Annotated in this window: 13 protein-coding genes; all 13 read left to right on the forward strand. The window is 59.7% G+C overall.

The window, feature by feature from the left end:
• Positions 1-267: 267 nt before the first annotated feature.
• The 13 genes from dksA (at position 268) to acs (ending at position 15,543) form a co-directional block, all read left to right on the forward strand.
• Positions 268-708 carry an RNA polymerase-binding protein DksA gene (gene dksA, locus ACMXYI_RS02350; RefSeq protein ID WP_007902025.1) on the forward strand — a complete coding sequence of 147 codons (441 nt, stop codon included), beginning with the start codon at positions 268-270 and terminating at the stop codon, positions 706-708.
• Positions 709-800: 92 nt separating this feature from the next.
• Positions 801-1,697 carry a tRNA glutamyl-Q(34) synthetase GluQRS gene (gene gluQRS, locus ACMXYI_RS02355; RefSeq protein ID WP_415771443.1) on the forward strand — a complete coding sequence of 299 codons (897 nt, stop codon included), beginning with the start codon at positions 801-803 and terminating at the stop codon, positions 1,695-1,697.
• A gap of 77 nt (positions 1,698-1,774) precedes the next feature.
• Positions 1,775-1,951, forward strand: coding sequence for a hypothetical protein (locus ACMXYI_RS02360; RefSeq protein ID WP_003176118.1), 177 nt, complete (start codon positions 1,775-1,777; stop codon positions 1,949-1,951).
• Positions 1,935-4,889 (forward strand): sensor histidine kinase, encoded by a 2,955-nt coding sequence (locus ACMXYI_RS02365; protein ID WP_415771444.1) that lies wholly within the window; start codon positions 1,935-1,937, stop codon positions 4,887-4,889. Before ACMXYI_RS02360 ends, ACMXYI_RS02365 begins: the two co-directional genes overlap by 17 nt.
• 22 nt (positions 4,890-4,911) lie before the next feature.
• Positions 4,912-6,348: a sigma-54-dependent transcriptional regulator gene (locus ACMXYI_RS02370; RefSeq protein WP_415771446.1), complete on the forward strand. Its 1,437-nt coding sequence runs from the start codon at positions 4,912-4,914 to the stop codon at positions 6,346-6,348.
• A gap of 471 nt (positions 6,349-6,819) precedes the next feature.
• Complete coding sequence (locus ACMXYI_RS02375) at positions 6,820-7,008, forward strand: hypothetical protein (protein WP_415771448.1); 189 nt, start codon at positions 6,820-6,822, stop codon at positions 7,006-7,008.
• Positions 7,009-7,219: 211 nt separating this feature from the next.
• A complete protein-coding gene (locus tag ACMXYI_RS02380) occupies positions 7,220-8,620 on the forward strand; it encodes a polynucleotide adenylyltransferase PcnB (RefSeq protein WP_008153304.1) in 1,401 nt (466 codons plus the stop codon).
• Between the two features lie 3 nt (positions 8,621-8,623).
• Positions 8,624-9,109, forward strand: a complete 486-nt coding sequence (gene folK / locus ACMXYI_RS02385; protein WP_415771450.1) for a 2-amino-4-hydroxy-6-hydroxymethyldihydropteridine diphosphokinase — start codon at positions 8,624-8,626, stop codon at positions 9,107-9,109.
• Between the two features lie 255 nt (positions 9,110-9,364).
• Complete coding sequence (panB, locus tag ACMXYI_RS02390) at positions 9,365-10,165, forward strand: 3-methyl-2-oxobutanoate hydroxymethyltransferase (protein WP_415771451.1); 801 nt, start codon at positions 9,365-9,367, stop codon at positions 10,163-10,165.
• Complete coding sequence (gene panC / locus ACMXYI_RS02395) at positions 10,162-11,022, forward strand: pantoate--beta-alanine ligase (protein WP_415771453.1); 861 nt, start codon at positions 10,162-10,164, stop codon at positions 11,020-11,022. The genes panB and panC overlap by 4 nt, the downstream gene beginning before the upstream one ends.
• A gap of 193 nt (positions 11,023-11,215) precedes the next feature.
• A complete protein-coding gene (gene panD / locus ACMXYI_RS02400; RefSeq protein ID WP_003228271.1) occupies positions 11,216-11,596 on the forward strand; it encodes an aspartate 1-decarboxylase in 381 nt (126 codons plus the stop codon).
• Between the two features lie 229 nt (positions 11,597-11,825).
• A complete protein-coding gene (gene pgi, locus ACMXYI_RS02405) occupies positions 11,826-13,490 on the forward strand; it encodes a glucose-6-phosphate isomerase (RefSeq protein ID WP_415771455.1) in 1,665 nt (554 codons plus the stop codon).
• Between the two features lie 115 nt (positions 13,491-13,605).
• A complete protein-coding gene (gene acs, locus ACMXYI_RS02410; protein WP_415771456.1) occupies positions 13,606-15,543 on the forward strand; it encodes an acetate--CoA ligase in 1,938 nt (645 codons plus the stop codon).
• Positions 15,544-15,599: the final 56 nt, after the last annotated feature.

The following is a 15,599-nucleotide window of genomic DNA, read 5'->3' on the forward strand; positions in this document are numbered from 1 at the left end:
GCGGTCAGACCGTTATAACTCCGGTCTCAAACGACTCAAGCGAGTGTCTCAGGTTTGACTAAAATCAATAATTGATCAGGTCTCCAGCACCGCCAGACAAGGCTTTGCAATCATTTGCAAGCACAGCGGGCCACTACCTCGACATCCGGGAGTAGCGCGGTCCGATTTGATCTGGTAAGTTCGCCCGCTTGCAGCCGCAGGGCCGGCAGGTGTCGGTGATGGAGCAATCCTGCGCAATGGATTACAAGAGTAGAGGCGGTCCATTTCATGCCCACCCAAGCAAAGCAGCAAAACCAGTCGATCAGCGGCTTCGAACCCTACAAAGAAGTAAAGGGCGAGGAATACATGGGCAAGCCCATGCGCGCTCACTTCACCAAGATCCTGAATAAGTGGAAACAGGACTTGATGCAGGAAGTCGACCGTACGGTTGATCACATGAAAGACGAAGCGGCCAACTTCCCGGACCCGGCAGACCGTGCCAGCCAGGAAGAAGAATTCAGCCTCGAGCTGCGTGCCCGCGACCGCGAGCGCAAGTTGATCAAAAAGATCGACAAGACGCTGCAGTTGATCGAAGACGAAGAATATGGCTGGTGCGAGTCCTGCGGCGTCGAAATTGGCGTCAAGCGACTGGAAGCCCGCCCTACCGCCGACATGTGCGTTGACTGCAAGACCCTGGCGGAAATCAAGGAAAAGCAAGTCGGCAAGTAATCTCGACTTGAACGAAAAACGGAGCGTGCGAACGCTCCGTTTTTGTTTCTGACGCTTTTTGACTTTAAGCTTTTTGACTTTAAATAGCCGCCATGACCGCCATCGCCTCCCCCACCTACATCGGGCGCTTCGCCCCCACGCCCAGTGGACATCTGCATTTCGGTTCGCTGGTCGCAGCGTTGGCCTCGTACCTCGACGCGCGCTCGGTGGGTGGCCGCTGGCTGATGCGCATGGAAGATCTCGATCCGCCACGGGAAGAGCCCGGCGCTCAAGCGGCGATCCTTAAAGCCCTGGAAAGCTACGGTTTCGAGTGGGATGGCGAAATGGTCCGACAGAGTGACCGGCACGATGCCTACGCCGAAGTCCTCAATCGCCTGTTCAATCACGGCTTGGCCTACGCTTGCACCTGCTCACGCAAAACACTTGCGCCCTATCACGGCATTTATCCAGGGCTGTGCCGCAACGCCGGTCATGACACTAAAGATGCCGCGATTCGCCTGCGTGTCCCCGAGCTGGAATACCACTTCATCGACCGGGTGCAAGGCGAATACCGCCAACACCTGGGCCGTGAGGTCGGCGATTTCGTGATCCGTCGCCGCGACGGGCTCTACGCCTATCAACTGGCGGTGGTGCTGGACGACGCGTGGCAAGGCATCACCGATATCGTCCGCGGTGCCGACCTGCTCGACTCCACGCCGCGCCAGCTCTACCTGCAAGAACTGCTTGGCCTGCCGCAACCGCGCTATCTGCATATCCCGCTGATTACCCAGCCCGATGGCAACAAACTCGGCAAGTCCTACCGTTCGCCGCCGTTGACCCAAGATCAGGCGACTCCCTTGCTGCTGCGTGCGTTGCGCGCATTGGGGCAGAATCCCGGTGCCGAACTGGCTTACGCCACCCCACGGGAAGTGTTGAACTGGGGCATTGCCCACTGGGATGCATTGCTGATCCCGCGCACACTCAACCTGCCCGAAGCGCAACTACAGTGATCACACTTGCAGTGGCGCGCCCATCCGTTACCATCGCCGCACGTTTTCGGGCACGCGCATAAAGAAGAGAGGCCGGGATGTACATCTATCGCTTGGTCCTGCTCCTGGTAGTGGGGATTTATCTGTTCTCCCCGGCCATCATGGATTGGTGGATCGACGCCACTGGCGCCTGGTATCGCCCTTATCTGCTCTGGCTGATTCTGATCGTCGTGACCTTCATCCTGCAGAGCCAAAAAGATGCCGATGAGCTTTAGCCTGACCCAGATGATCCTGATCAGCGCCGCGTACCTGGCGGTGCTGTTCGGCGTAGCCTGGGTCAGCGAACGGGGCATGATCCCCCGGGCGATCATTCGCCACCCGCTGACGTACACCCTGTCGCTGGGCGTGTATGCCAGTGCCTGGGCGTTTTACGGCACGGTGGGCCTGGCCTATCAATATGGCTACGGATTTTTGTCCAGCTATCTGGGCGTCTCCGGCGCGTTTCTGCTGGCACCGGTGCTTTTGTATCCGATCCTGAAAATCACCCGCACGTATCAGCTGTCGTCGCTGGCCGACCTGTTCGCCTTCCGCTTCCGCAGCACCTGGGCTGGCGCACTAACCACAATCTTCATGCTGATCGGCGTGCTGCCGTTGCTGGCGTTGCAGATTCAGGCGGTGGCCGACTCCATCGGCATCCTCACCCGCGAGCCAGTGCAGCATCGCGTGGCCCTGAGCTTCTGCGCACTGATTACGCTGTTCACGATTTTCTTCGGCTCCCGCCACATTGCCACCCGCGAAAAACACGAAGGCCTGGTGTTCGCAATTGCTTTCGAGTCGGTGATCAAACTGATCGCCATCGGCGGCGTTGGTCTCTATGCGCTGTACGGCGTGTTCGACGGCCCGCAACAGCTTGAGCTTTGGTTGCTGCAAAACCAGACCGCCCTCGCCGCTTTGCACACGCCATTGCAGGAAGGCCCGTGGCGTACGCTGCTGCTGGTGTTCTTCGCTTCGGCGATTGTGATGCCGCACATGTACCACATGACGTTTACCGAAAACCTCAACCCGCGCTCGCTGGTCAGTGCGAGCTGGGGCTTGCCGCTGTTCCTGCTGTTGATGAGCCTGGCGGTACCGCTGATTCTCTGGGCCGGACTGAAACTCGGTGCCACCACCAACCCGGAATACTTCACGCTGGGCATTGGTATCGCGGCCAACAGCAAGGCTTTGGCGCTACTGGCCTATATCGGCGGATTGTCCGCGGCCAGCGGGTTGATCATCGTCACCACCCTGGCCCTGTCCGGGATGGCGCTGAACCATTTGGTGCTGCCGCTCTATCAGCCGCCGGCCGAAGGCAATATCTACCGTTGGCTGAAGTGGACCCGCCGGGGGCTGATCGTCGCGATCATCATGGCCGGTTACGGTTTCTACCTGCTGCTGGGCGCAGAACAGGATCTGGCGAATCTGGGCATCGTCGCCTTCGTCGCCACCCTGCAATTCCTGCCGGGCGTGCTGTCGGTACTGTACTGGCCGACCGCCAACCGCCGCGGTTTCATCGCCGGTTTGCTCGCGGGCATTCTGGTGTGGCTGGTAACCATGCTGCTGCCGCTGGTCGGCAATCTGCAGGGTTTCTACATACCGCTGCTCAACATGATCTACGTGCTGGACGACACCAGTTGGCACATGGCAGCGATCGCCTCGCTGGCCGCCAACGTGCTGATGTTCACTCTTATCTCGCTGTTCACCAACGCCAGCAGCGAAGAGGCCAGCGCGGCAGAAGCCTGCGCCGTGGACAACGTGCGCCGTCCGCAACGCCGCGAACTGCACGCCGCCTCGCCTCAGGAATTCGCCACACAACTTGCAAAACCCTTGGGCGCCAAGGCTGCGCAGAAAGAAGTCGAACAGGCCCTGCGTGATCTTTACTTACCTTTCGATGAGCGCCGGCCTTATGCCTTGCGCCGATTGCGCGACCGCATCGAAGCCAACCTCTCCGGCCTGATGGGGCCGAGCGTGGCTCAGGACATGGTCGAGACATTCCTGCCTTATAAGGCCGGCGGCGAAAACTACGTCACCGAAGACATCCACTTCATCGAAAGTCGCCTCGAGGATTACCACTCGCGCCTGACCGGGCTTGCCGCTGAACTCGATGCCCTGCGCCGCTACCACCGCCAGACCCTGCAGGAATTGCCGATGGGCGTCTGCTCGCTGGCCAAGGATCAGGAAATCCTCATGTGGAACAAAGCCATGGAGGAGCTGACCGGGATTGCCGCGCAACGCGTGGTCGGTTCGCGCCTGAGCACCATTGCCGATCCGTGGAAAGAACTGCTGCAAGGCTTTATCAATCTGCCGGACGAGCATTTGCACAAACAGCACCTGGCCCTCGACGGCCAGACCCGCTGGCTGAACCTGCACAAAGCGGCGATTGATGAACCGCTTGCGCCCGGTAACAGTGGTTTGGTGTTGTTGGTAGAAGACCTGACCGAAACCCAGATGCTCGAAGACAAACTGGTGCACTCCGAGCGCCTGGCCAGCATCGGCCGACTTGCCGCCGGCGTGGCCCATGAAATCGGCAACCCGATCACCGGCATCGCCTGCCTGGCGCAGAACCTGCGCGAAGAGCGCGAAGACGATGGCGAGTTGAAGGAAATCAGCGGGCAAATCCTCGAGCAGACCAAACGCGTGTCGCGCATCGTTCAGTCGCTGATGAGCTTCGCCCACGCCGGCAGTCATCAGCACAGCGACGAGCCCGTCTGTCTGGCGGAAGTGGCCCAGGATGCCATCGGTTTGCTAGCCCTGAACCGACGCAATTTCGAAGTGCAGTTCTACAACCTGTGCGATCCCGATCACTGGGTCGAAGGCGACCCGCAGCGACTTGCCCAAGTACTGATCAACCTGCTCTCAAACGCCCGTGACGCCTCGCCTCCCGGCAGTGCGGTGCGGGTCAAAAGCGAAGCCGGCGAACACACGGTCGATTTGATCGTGGAGGACGAAGGCAGCGGTATTCCGAAGAACATCATGGATAGATTGTTCGAACCTTTCTTCACCACCAAGGATCCTGGCGAAGGCACCGGTCTGGGCCTTGCACTGGTCTATTCCATCGTTGAAGAGCATTATGGACAAATCACCATCGACAGCCCGGCTGATGTTCAAAGCCAGCGCGGCACCCGTATCCGGGTGACCTTGCCGCGTCATGTCGAAGCGACGTCCGCTGTGAACTGAGACCGTCGAGAGTATCGAATCAATGCCGCACATTTTGATCGTCGAAGACGAAACAATTATCCGCTCCGCCTTGCGCCGCCTGCTGGAACGTAACCAGTACCAGGTCAGCGAAGCCGGTTCAGTGCAGGAAGCACAAGAACGCTTCACCATTCCCACGTTCGACCTGATCGTCAGTGACCTGCGTCTGCCTGGCGCGCCTGGCACCGAGTTGATCAAACTTGGCCAGGGCACTCCGGTGCTGATCATGACCAGCTACGCCAGCCTGCGTTCGGCAGTCGACTCGATGAAGATGGGCGCGGTGGATTACATCGCCAAGCCTTTCGATCACGACGAAATGCTCCAGGCCGTCGCGAGAATCCTGCGTGACCGTCAAGCGGTGCAAGCCAGCGGTGAGCCGGTCGCCGGCAAAGCCGGCAATGGCGCCGCGAAACCGGGCGCCAGCAACAACAACGGCGAAATCGGCATCATCGGCTCCTGCCCGCCTATGCAGGATCTGTACAGCAAGATCCGCAAAGTCGCGCCAACCGACTCCAATGTCCTGATCCAGGGCGAATCCGGCACCGGTAAAGAACTGGTGGCGCGCGCCCTGCACAATTTGTCCAAACGCGCCAAGGCGCCGATGATTTCGGTGAACTGCGCGGCCATTCCGGAAAGCCTGATCGAGTCCGAACTGTTCGGCCACGAAAAAGGCGCGTTCACTGGCGCCAGCGCCGGGCGTGCCGGTCTGGTCGAGGCGGCCGACGGCGGCACCTTGTTCCTCGACGAAATCGGCGAACTGCCACTGGAAGCCCAGGCCCGCCTGCTGCGCGTGCTGCAGGAAGGCGAAATTCGTCGTGTGGGTTCGGTGCAGTCCCAGAAAGTCGATGTGCGCCTGATCGCCGCGACTCACCGGGACCTCAAGAGCCTGGCGAAGATCGGCCAGTTCCGTGAAGACTTGTATTACCGCCTTCACGTGATCGCCCTGAAACTACCGGCTCTGCGCGAACGCGGCGCGGACGTCAACGAAATTGCCACCGCGTTCCTGGCGCGGCAGAGCGCGCGGGTCAACCGCACCGATCTTAAGTTCGCCCCGGATGCCGAGCAGGCGATTCGTCATTACTCCTGGCCGGGTAACGTTCGAGAGCTGGAAAACGCAGTAGAACGTGCCGTCATCCTGTGCGAGAGCCCGGAGATTTCCGCCGAGCTGCTGGGTATCGACATCGAACTGAGCGATCTGGACGATGACGATTTCATTGGCCTGCCCCCACAACAGGGCAGCGCCGCCGGTAACAATAGCCATGAGCCGACCGAAGACCTGTCACTGGAAGACTACTTCCAGCACTTCGTTCTCGAGCATCAGGACCACATGACCGAAACCGAGTTGGCGCGCAAACTCGGTGTCAGTCGCAAATGCCTGTGGGAACGCCGTCAGCGCCTGGGCATTCCGCGGCGCAAGACCGGAGTGGCCAGCGAGAGCTGAACGCCACCTGTAAGGCGTGCGGGTAACACGTGACATTGTGAAAAAAACTGTTACCTCAGCTTTTTCACGTAACAGAAGCCGGGGCTTACGGTAACGAAGCCCCGGTTTTTTTTGGCCTCTGAAAACCTCACCTGCCGGCCTCACCCCTTGTTTTGCTGGGCCTCGCAAAAGTTGGCACGCACCCTGCTATATGTTTGGTACAAGAACAATAACAAGCAATGCACAAGACAATAAAAATAAGACGTATCGACTCACGCACAATAAAAACAAGACGGCGAGAGGCGCAGCTAACTGATTCTTTTGGAGAGGCGTTGTATTTGGGGCTTGCCCCACGACCAGGCCGAGAACAACAAAAAACTGTCACAAGACAGAGCCTGAACTGGTTGGATCGCAAGATCACTGCAACACAGCGACCAAAGCAATCCGTTTGCTCTTGGCTCCCGATTGGGAGGGTCATGAAGGAAAAACTTCATGGCGTGGGCACTCAACAAAAACAAGAAGCCCGAATCAAAAATAAAAAAAGAGCACGCAACTACTTTCTTGGGGAGCTTCGGCTCCCCTTGTAGTTTCTGCCGTTTGGCCTTTGTAGCAGCTGTCGAGCAACGCGAGGCTGCGTTCGACTGCAGAGCAGTCGCAATACAGGCAACCGGTTTCTTCTGACACACCGCAATTTCTGGTTTGACGACTGCTTCGCAGCCGAACGCAGCCTCGCAGGCTCGGCAGCTGCTACACAAAGCCAATCCGCACCAGCAAGCCCCCTTCAAGCGCTTGCGCAGCTTCCTACACCATCCCCCGACTAAATGCTAGAATCCCCGCCCATCATGCGGTCATTCTTCGTTTTGGCCGAACATTCCTTCAAACAGTGCATCCCATGCTGAAGAAGCTGTTCCAGTCATTCCGTTCTCCCAAGCGTCATACGCAACACATTCGCAGTACGCCTGAAGTGCTCAACAGCGGCCAACATTCGCTGCAAAAGGCCCAATTCAGTCGCTACGCGGTGAACATCGTCGAACGCCTGCAGAACGCCGGTTATCAGGCTTACCTGGTCGGCGGCTGCGTGCGCGACATGTTGCTCGGCATTACGCCGAAAGATTTCGACGTCGCCACCAGTGCCACACCTGAACAGGTGCGAGCCGAATTCCGCAACGCGCGGATCATCGGTCGTCGCTTCAAGTTGGTGCACATCCACTTTGGCCGCGAAATCATTGAAGTCGCGACCTTCCGCGCCAATCACCCGCAAAACGATGAAGAGGAAGATAGCAACCAGTCTTCCCGTAACGAAAGCGGGCGCATCCTGCGCGATAACGTCTACGGCACGCTGGAAGAAGACGCGCAACGCCGCGACTTCACCATCAACGCCTTGTATTACGATCCGGTCAGCGAGCGCATCCTCGACTACGCCAATGGCGTACACGACATCCGCAATCACCTGATCCGCCTGATCGGCGATCCGAAGCAACGCTACCAGGAAGACCCGGTACGAATGCTGCGAGCCGTGCGCTTCGCCGCCAAGCTGAATTTCGGCATCGAAAAACACAGCGCCGCACCAATCCGTGAACTGGCGCCGATGCTGCGCGAGATTCCATCGGCCCGCCTGTTCGAAGAAGTGCTCAAACTGTTCCTCTCCGGCCATGCCGCGGACACCTTCGAGATGCTGGTCGACCTGCAGCTGTTCGATCCGCTGTTCCCGGCCAGTGCCGAAGCGCTGGAATACAACCCGACCTATACCCACACGCTGATCAGTGAAGCGTTGATCAACACTGATCTGCGGATCAAGCAGAACAAGCCGGTGACCCCGGCGTTCCTGTTTGCGGCCCTGCTGTGGCCTGCCCTGCCGGCTCGTGTATTGCGCCTGCAAGAGCGTGGCATGCCGCCGATTCCGGCGATGCAGGAAGCGGCTCATGAACTGATCGCCGAACAGTGCCAGCGCATCGCGATTCCGAAACGCTTTACCATGCCGATCCGCGAGATCTGGGACATGCAAGAGCGTCTGCCACGCCGTAGCGGCAAGCGCGCCGACCTGTTGCTGGACAACCCACGGTTCCGTGCCGGTTACGACTTCCTGCTGCTGCGCGAAAGCGCCGGCGAGCAGACCGATGGCCTGGGCGAATGGTGGACGGATTATCAGGACGCCAACGACAGCGAACGTCGCGACATGATCCGCGACCTCAGCGGCAAGGACGACGGCACCGGCGCTCCACGCAAACGTCGCCGCAGCGGTGGCGCCAAGCGCAAACGCACCGCCGGCGCACCGAGCGCCACGGGCGAGTAATCCATGGAACGCATCTACATCGGCATGGGCAGCAATCTGGCTGACCCCGCCGAACAATTGCGCAGCGCCGTCGAGGCGCTGGCACAGTTGCCGCAGACCGAACTGATCGGGGTTTCCGCGTTTTATCAGAGCGACTCGCTGCTGCCCGGCCAACCGCGTTACACCAACGCGGTTGCCGCCCTCGACAGCACGCTCCCGCCGCTGGAGCTGCTGGATGCGCTGCAGGCCATCGAGAACGGACAAGGCCGCGAGCGCCTTGAACGTTGGGGGCCGCGTACGCTGGATCTCGACATCGTGCTGTTCGGTAATCGGCTGATCGATGAACCTCGCCTCAAGGTGCCTCACTACCATATGCAGGAACGAGCATTCGTTCTCTATCCACTGGCCGAACTGGCGCCTGCGGATTTGCGTCTGGCCGATGGTCGCGGCCTGAGTGATTTGCTCGCGGCCTGCCCGTTCGTCGGCCTGGAGCGTCTCCCGGCGTGCTGAGTAGGCACCGTCACAAATCCTGCTGAATCGCATCAGTTACCCCGGTAACACCCCACGCGTAACAATGCGGTAACACACGCAATTGACTTCCCGAGTTCTCCTCACGACTATAGGCGTCCCGCTGCCGCCAACACGGCGTTGAAGGGCGCAATCCAGGCCTTAAAAGCACGACAACAGACCGTGCGCCTGTATTTAACGAAGAATCACGCGCGTTACTCGCAGTAGTTTCCACAGCGCCTGAATGAGGAACTTTTCATGCCAGCCATCACCCTGACCACTCTGCAAGGTCTCAAGCAAAAAGGTGAAAAGATCACCATGCTGACCTGCTATGACGCGACCTTCGCCCACGCCTGCAATGAGGCTGGCGTCGAAGTGCTGCTGGTGGGCGACTCCCTTGGCATGGTTTTGCAAGGTCACGACAGCACCCTGCCGGTCACCACCGCTGAAATGGCTTACCACGTGGCGTGCGTCAAACGCGGTAACACCGATGCGTTGATCCTCGCCGACCTGCCCTTCATGGCCTACGCCACCACCGAACAAGCCATGACCAACAGTGCCCTGTTGATGCAGGCGGGTGCGCACATGGTCAAGGTTGAAGGTGCGCTGTGGCTGGCGGACTCGATCCGTCTGCTGGCCGAACGCGGTATCCCGGTGTGTGCGCACATGGGGCTGACACCGCAATCGGTGAATATCCTCGGCGGTTACAAAGTCCAGGGTCGCAACGAAAACCAGGCGCGGCAGATGCGTGCCGATGCAATCGCCCTGGAACAGGCCGGCGCGGCGATGTTGCTGCTCGAATGCGTACCGAGCGAACTGGCCGAAGAGATCACCCAGGCGGTAAAAATCCCGGTGATCGGCATCGGCGCCGGCAGTGGCACCGACGGCCAGGTACTGGTTCTGCACGACATGCTCGGCCTGTCGATCACTGGCCGTGTGCCGAAGTTCGTGAAGAACTTCATGGCCGGGCAACAAAACATTCAAGCGGCGCTTGGTGCGTACGTCACTGAAGTCAAAGCGGTAACTTTCCCTGGTATCGAACACGGATTCTCTGCATGAACACCGTAAAAACCGTACGCGAATTGCGGGCCGCCGTGGCCCGTGCCCGCAGTGAAGGCAAGCGCATCGGCTTCGTGCCGACCATGGGCAACCTGCACAGCGGTCATGTGGCACTGGTGACCAAAGCCACCCAACGGGTGGATTTCGTGGTCGCGAGCATTTTCGTCAACCCGTTGCAGTTCGGCGCCGGCGAAGACCTCGACAAGTACCCGCGCACCCTCGCGGCCGATCAGGAGAAACTGCTCCAGGCCGGTTGCCACTTGCTGTTCGCGCCAACCGTTGAAGAAATGTATCCCGACGGCATGGTCGGCCAGACCCGCGTCAGCGTTCCGCAGCTCTCCGAAGGCCTCTGCGGCGCCAGCCGTCCCGGGCATTTCGAAGGTGTGGCAACGGTGGTCACCAAGCTGTTCAACATGGTCCAGCCGGACCTGGCGATCTTCGGCCAGAAAGACTTCCAGCAACTGGCGGTGATCCGCGCCCTGGTGCATGACCTGAACATGCCGATCCAGATCATCGGCGAACCGACGGTACGTGCAGCCGATGGCCTGGCGCTGTCGTCGCGCAATGGTTTCCTCAGCGAAGAACAGCGTGCCGTTGCGCCGGTTGTGTATCGCGGCTTGAGCCAGATTGCCGACGCGATCAAACAGGGCGAACGGGATTTCCCGGCGTTGATCAGTGCGCAGATCAAGCAGCTTGAAGCGGCGGGTTTGCGTCCTGACTACCTGGAAATTCGTCATGCCCAGACCTTGCGCCCGGCAACTGCGGAAGATCGGGATCTGGTGATTCTGGTGGCGGCGTTCCTGGGTACAACGCGGTTGATTGATAACTTGCACTTCAATCTCGACGCCCCTGCCTGAACACCGCAATACCCTGTGGGAGCGGGCTTGCTCGCGAATGCGGTGTGTCATCCAGTATTGATGTGGCTGACACACCGCATTCGCGAGCAAGCCCGCTCCCACATTGGATCTACGTCGTTTCCAGACTGTATTGCCGCTCACAAAGCCTTTGGGCACAATGCCCGCCGTTCGATTCCGACCTGGGGAAACACTCATGCACGCCATCATGCTCAAGGCCAAGCTGCATCGCGCCGAAGTCACCCACGCTGTACTCGATTACGAAGGTTCTTGCGCCATTGACGGCGAATGGCTGGACCTGTCCGGCATCCGTGAGTACGAACAGATCCAGATCTACAACGTCGACAATGGTGAACGCTTCACCACCTATGCGATTCGTGGCGAAGAAGGTTCGCGCATGATCTCGGTCAACGGTGCCGCAGCGCACAAGGCCAAGGTGGGCGACCGCGTGATCATCTGCGCATACGCCCACTACAGCGAAGCCGAGCTGCTCAACTTCAAGCCACGCATGCTCTACATGGCGCCGGGTAATGAACTGAGCCATACCAGCAATGCCATTCCGGTTCAGGTCGCCTGATCCCGTCTTGGCCCCTCCCCCTTCCGTTTGTCGGACCGTTCCCTGCTCGATGTATAAAAAAGTACCGGGAACGGGTCAGACAAAGTCAAGACAGATCGCAGCGCGAGGTTTACTGTATTCGCCCTGTGTCATGAAATCGTGTCGACGCAGTTGACCGGACGCCCACCCACAGCGCTCCGGTATTTTTAGTGTTCAAAAGGCCGTTCAAGTAAAAAGGAAACCCGCAGCGATGGCGTATTACCGCACCCCTCAAGACGTTACCGCTCTGCCCGCCTGGCAAGCGTTGAATGACCACCGCCAAGCCATGCAAGATTTCAGCATGCGCGAAGCCTTTAATGCCGATCCGCAGCGCTTTACCCAATTCACCCTCAGCAGCTGCGGCCTGTTTCTCGACTACTCGAAAAACCTGATCAACGCCCAGACCCGCGATCTGCTGGTGGGCCTGGCCAACGAAGTCGACCTCCAGGGCGCGATCAAAGCGCTGTTCGAAGGCGAAATAGTCAACTCCTCCGAAGGTCGTCCGGCCTTGCACACCGCCCTGCGCCGTCCGGTCGGCGACAAGTTGTCGGTCAACGGCGTCAACGTGATGCCGGAAGTGCACAAGGTCCTGAACCAGATCACCGACCTCGTAGGCCGTATCCACGACGGTTTGTGGCGCGGTTACTCCGAGAAGCCGATCACTGACGTGGTGAACATCGGCATCGGTGGCTCGTTCCTCGGCCCCGAGCTGGTCTCCGAAGCGCTGCTGTCCTACGCCCAGAAAGGCGTGCGCTGCCATTACCTGGCGAACATCGACGGCAGTGAGTTCCACGAACTGACCATGAAGCTGCGCGCCGAAACCACGCTGTTCATCGTTTCGTCGAAATCCTTCAACACCCTCGAAACCCTGAAGAATGCCCAGGCCGCACGCGCCTGGTACCTGGCCCAGGGTGGTTCGGAAGCCGAGCTGTACCGTCACTTCATCGCCGTCTCCAGCAACAACGCAGCGGCTGTGGCCTTCGGGATCCGCGAAGAAAACATCTTCCCGATGTGGGACTGGGTTGGCGGCCGTTACTCGCTGTGGTCGGCCATCGGTTTGCCGATTGCCCTGGCCATCGGCATGTCGAACTTCAAGGAACTGCTGTCCGGTGCCTACACCATGGACCAGCATTTCCAGAGCGCGCCGTTCGAACAGAACATGCCGGTGCTGCTGGCCTTGCTCGGCGTGTGGTACGGCAACTTCTGGGGCGCGCAAAGCCACGCGATCCTGCCGTACGACCACTACCTGCGTAACATCACCAAGCACTTGCAACAGCTGGACATGGAGTCCAACGGCAAGAGCGTGCGTCAGGACGGCACTCCAGTGTCCACCGACACCGGTCCGGTGATCTGGGGTGGCGTGGGTTGCAACGGTCAGCACGCTTACCACCAGTTGCTGCACCAAGGCACCCAATTGATCCCGGCCGATTTCATCGTGCCGATCGTCAGCTTCAACCCGGTGTCCGACCACCACCAGTGGCTGTACGCCAACTGCCTGTCGCAAAGCCAGGCGCTGATGCTGGGCAAGACCCTTGCCGAGGCCGAAGCCGAGTTGCGCGACAAAGGCATGAGCGAAGAAGAGGTGCAGAAAATCGCGCCTCACAAGGTGATCCCGGGCAACCGTCCGAGCAATACGTTGGTGGTCGAACGCATCAGCCCGCGTCGTCTCGGCGCATTGGTGGCGATGTATGAACACAAAGTCTTCGTGCAAAGCGTGATCTGGGGCATCAACGCCTTCGACCAGTGGGGCGTGGAACTGGGTAAAGAGCTGGGCAAAGGCGTCTACAACCGCCTGGTCGGCAGCGAAGAAACCCCGGCTGACGATGCTTCGACCCAAGGCCTGATCAACTACTTCCGCGGTCGTCACCGCGGTTGATCCAGCCCTGAAAACACCCCCTCGCTCTGAGGGGGTGTTTGTTTTCGGGTCTTGAACCCTCTCTTCACTCGGCGCATCTTTAGATCTTGTCGCAAAACAAGAATAAGGAACCGTCATGTTCGATATCAGCACGTTCCCCCAAGCCGATGCCGTCCGCCGGGCTGCACAATTAAGTCAAGACGACTACAAGCGCCTGTACCGCCAGTCCATCGACCACCCCAGCACCTTCTGGGCCGAACAGGCCACACGCTTTCTCGACTGGAGCAAGCCGTGGGATACCGTCCAGCGCTATAACCTGAAAACCGGTGAGGCGAGCTGGTTCGCCGGCGGAAAGTTGAATGTCAGCTACAACTGCATCGACCGTCACCTGGAAAAGCGCGGCGATCAAATCGCGATCATCTGGGAAGGCGACGACCCTGCCGAATCCGCGCAGATCAGCTACAAAAAACTTCATCACAACGTCTGTCGCCTGGCCAACGTGCTCAAAAGCCGTGGCGTGAAGAAAGGCGACCGCGTGTGCATCTACATGCCGATGATCCCCGAAGCCGCCTACGCCATGCTCGCCTGCACGCGCATTGGTGCAGTGCATTCGGTGGTGTTCGGTGGTTTCTCTCCGGACTCGGTGCGTGACCGCATTCTCGATGCCGACTGCCGCACCGTGATCACCGCCGATGAAGGTGTGCGCGGCGGTAAAGTCGTGCCGCTCAAGCAGAAGGTCGACAAGGCGCTGCAAAGTTGTCCGAACGTCAGCACCGTCATCGTGGTCGAGCGCACTCAGGGCGAAGTGGACTGGGTCGAGGGCCGGGACATCTGGTATCACCAGGCGTTGCGCGACGTCAGCGACGATTGCCCGCCTGAACCGATGGACGCCGAAGACCCGCTGTTCATCCTCTACACCTCCGGCAGCACCGGCAAACCCAAAGGCGTGCTGCACACTACCGGCGGCTATCTGCTGCAAGCGGCGATGACCTTCAAGTACGTGCTCGACTACCGCGACGACGAAGTCTTCTGGTGCACCGCCGATGTCGGCTGGGTCACCGGCCACAGCTACATCGTCTACGGTCCGCTGGCCAACGGCGCGACCACGCTGATCTTCGAAGGCGTACCGAGCTACCCGAGCAGCTCGCGCTTCTGGCAGGTGATCGACAAGCACCAGGTGAACATTTTCTATACCGCCCCGACCGCCCTGCGCTCCCTGATGCGTGAAGGCCCCGAACCGTTGAAGGAAACTTCCCGCGCGAGCCTCAGATTACTCGGCAGTGTCGGTGAGCCCATCAACCCGGAAGCGTGGGAGTGGTACTTCAATGCTGTCGGCGAACAGCGTTGTCCGATCGTCGATACCTGGTGGCAGACCGAAACCGGCGGCATCATGCTCAGCCCTCTGGTCAGCGCTCAACGGATCAAACCCGGCTGCGCCACGCAACCGATGTTCGGCGTGCAACCGGTGTTGCTCGATGAAGTGGGCAAGGAAATCAAAGGCGCCGGCAGCGGCGTGCTGGCGATCAAATCCAGCTGGCCGGCGCAGATCCGCAGCGTCTACGGCGACCCGCAACGAATGGTCGACACCTACTTCAAGCCCTACCCCGGTTACTACTTCACCGGCGACGGTGCCCGGCGCGATGAGGATGGCGATTACTGGATCACCGGGCGCATCGACGACGTGATCAACGTCTCCGGGCACCGCATCGGCACTGCGGAAGTGGAAAGCGCGCTCGTGCTGCACGACAGCATCGCCGAAGCGGCGGTGGTCGGTTACCCCCACGACATCAAGGGCCAGGGCATCTACGCCTTCGTCACCCCCATGAACGGCACCGAGCCCAATGACGAACTGAAGAAAGCATTGCTGGCCCACGTCAGCAAGGAAATCGGCAGCTTCGCCAAACCGGACCTGATCCAGTGGGCGCCGGCCTTGCCGAAAACCCGTTCGGGCAAGATCATGCGGCGCATTCTGCGCAAGATCGCCTGCAACGAACTGGACAGCCTGGGCGACACCTCGACCCTGGCTGACCCAAGCGTGGTCCAGGAGTTGGTCGATAAACGCCTGAATCAATAAGCGCATGCTTTAAACTTCCCGGCGCGGCCCCTAACGGCCGCGCCTTTTTTTCGCCA

The sequence above is a fragment of the Pseudomonas lyxosi genome (assembly GCF_047758685.1).
GTDB lineage: Bacteria > Pseudomonadota > Gammaproteobacteria > Pseudomonadales > Pseudomonadaceae > Aquipseudomonas > Aquipseudomonas lyxosi.

Coding starts and splice junctions, on each gene's coding strand:
- dksA (WP_007902025.1), top strand. CDS start 268: ATGCCCACCCAAGCAAAGCAGCAAAACCAGTCGATCAGCGGCTTCGAA.
- gluQRS (WP_415771443.1), top strand. CDS start 801: ATGACCGCCATCGCCTCCCCCACCTACATCGGGCGCTTCGCCCCCACG.
- ACMXYI_RS02360 (WP_003176118.1), top strand. CDS start 1,775: ATGTACATCTATCGCTTGGTCCTGCTCCTGGTAGTGGGGATTTATCTG.
- ACMXYI_RS02365 (WP_415771444.1), top strand. CDS start 1,935: ATGCCGATGAGCTTTAGCCTGACCCAGATGATCCTGATCAGCGCCGCG.
- ACMXYI_RS02370 (WP_415771446.1), top strand. CDS start 4,912: ATGCCGCACATTTTGATCGTCGAAGACGAAACAATTATCCGCTCCGCC.
- ACMXYI_RS02375 (WP_415771448.1), top strand. CDS start 6,820: ATGGCGTGGGCACTCAACAAAAACAAGAAGCCCGAATCAAAAATAAAA.
- ACMXYI_RS02380 (WP_008153304.1), top strand. CDS start 7,220: ATGCTGAAGAAGCTGTTCCAGTCATTCCGTTCTCCCAAGCGTCATACG.
- folK (WP_415771450.1), top strand. CDS start 8,624: ATGGAACGCATCTACATCGGCATGGGCAGCAATCTGGCTGACCCCGCC.
- panB (WP_415771451.1), top strand. CDS start 9,365: ATGCCAGCCATCACCCTGACCACTCTGCAAGGTCTCAAGCAAAAAGGT.
- panC (WP_415771453.1), top strand. CDS start 10,162: ATGAACACCGTAAAAACCGTACGCGAATTGCGGGCCGCCGTGGCCCGT.
- panD (WP_003228271.1), top strand. CDS start 11,216: ATGCACGCCATCATGCTCAAGGCCAAGCTGCATCGCGCCGAAGTCACC.
- pgi (WP_415771455.1), top strand. CDS start 11,826: ATGGCGTATTACCGCACCCCTCAAGACGTTACCGCTCTGCCCGCCTGG.
- acs (WP_415771456.1), top strand. CDS start 13,606: ATGTTCGATATCAGCACGTTCCCCCAAGCCGATGCCGTCCGCCGGGCT.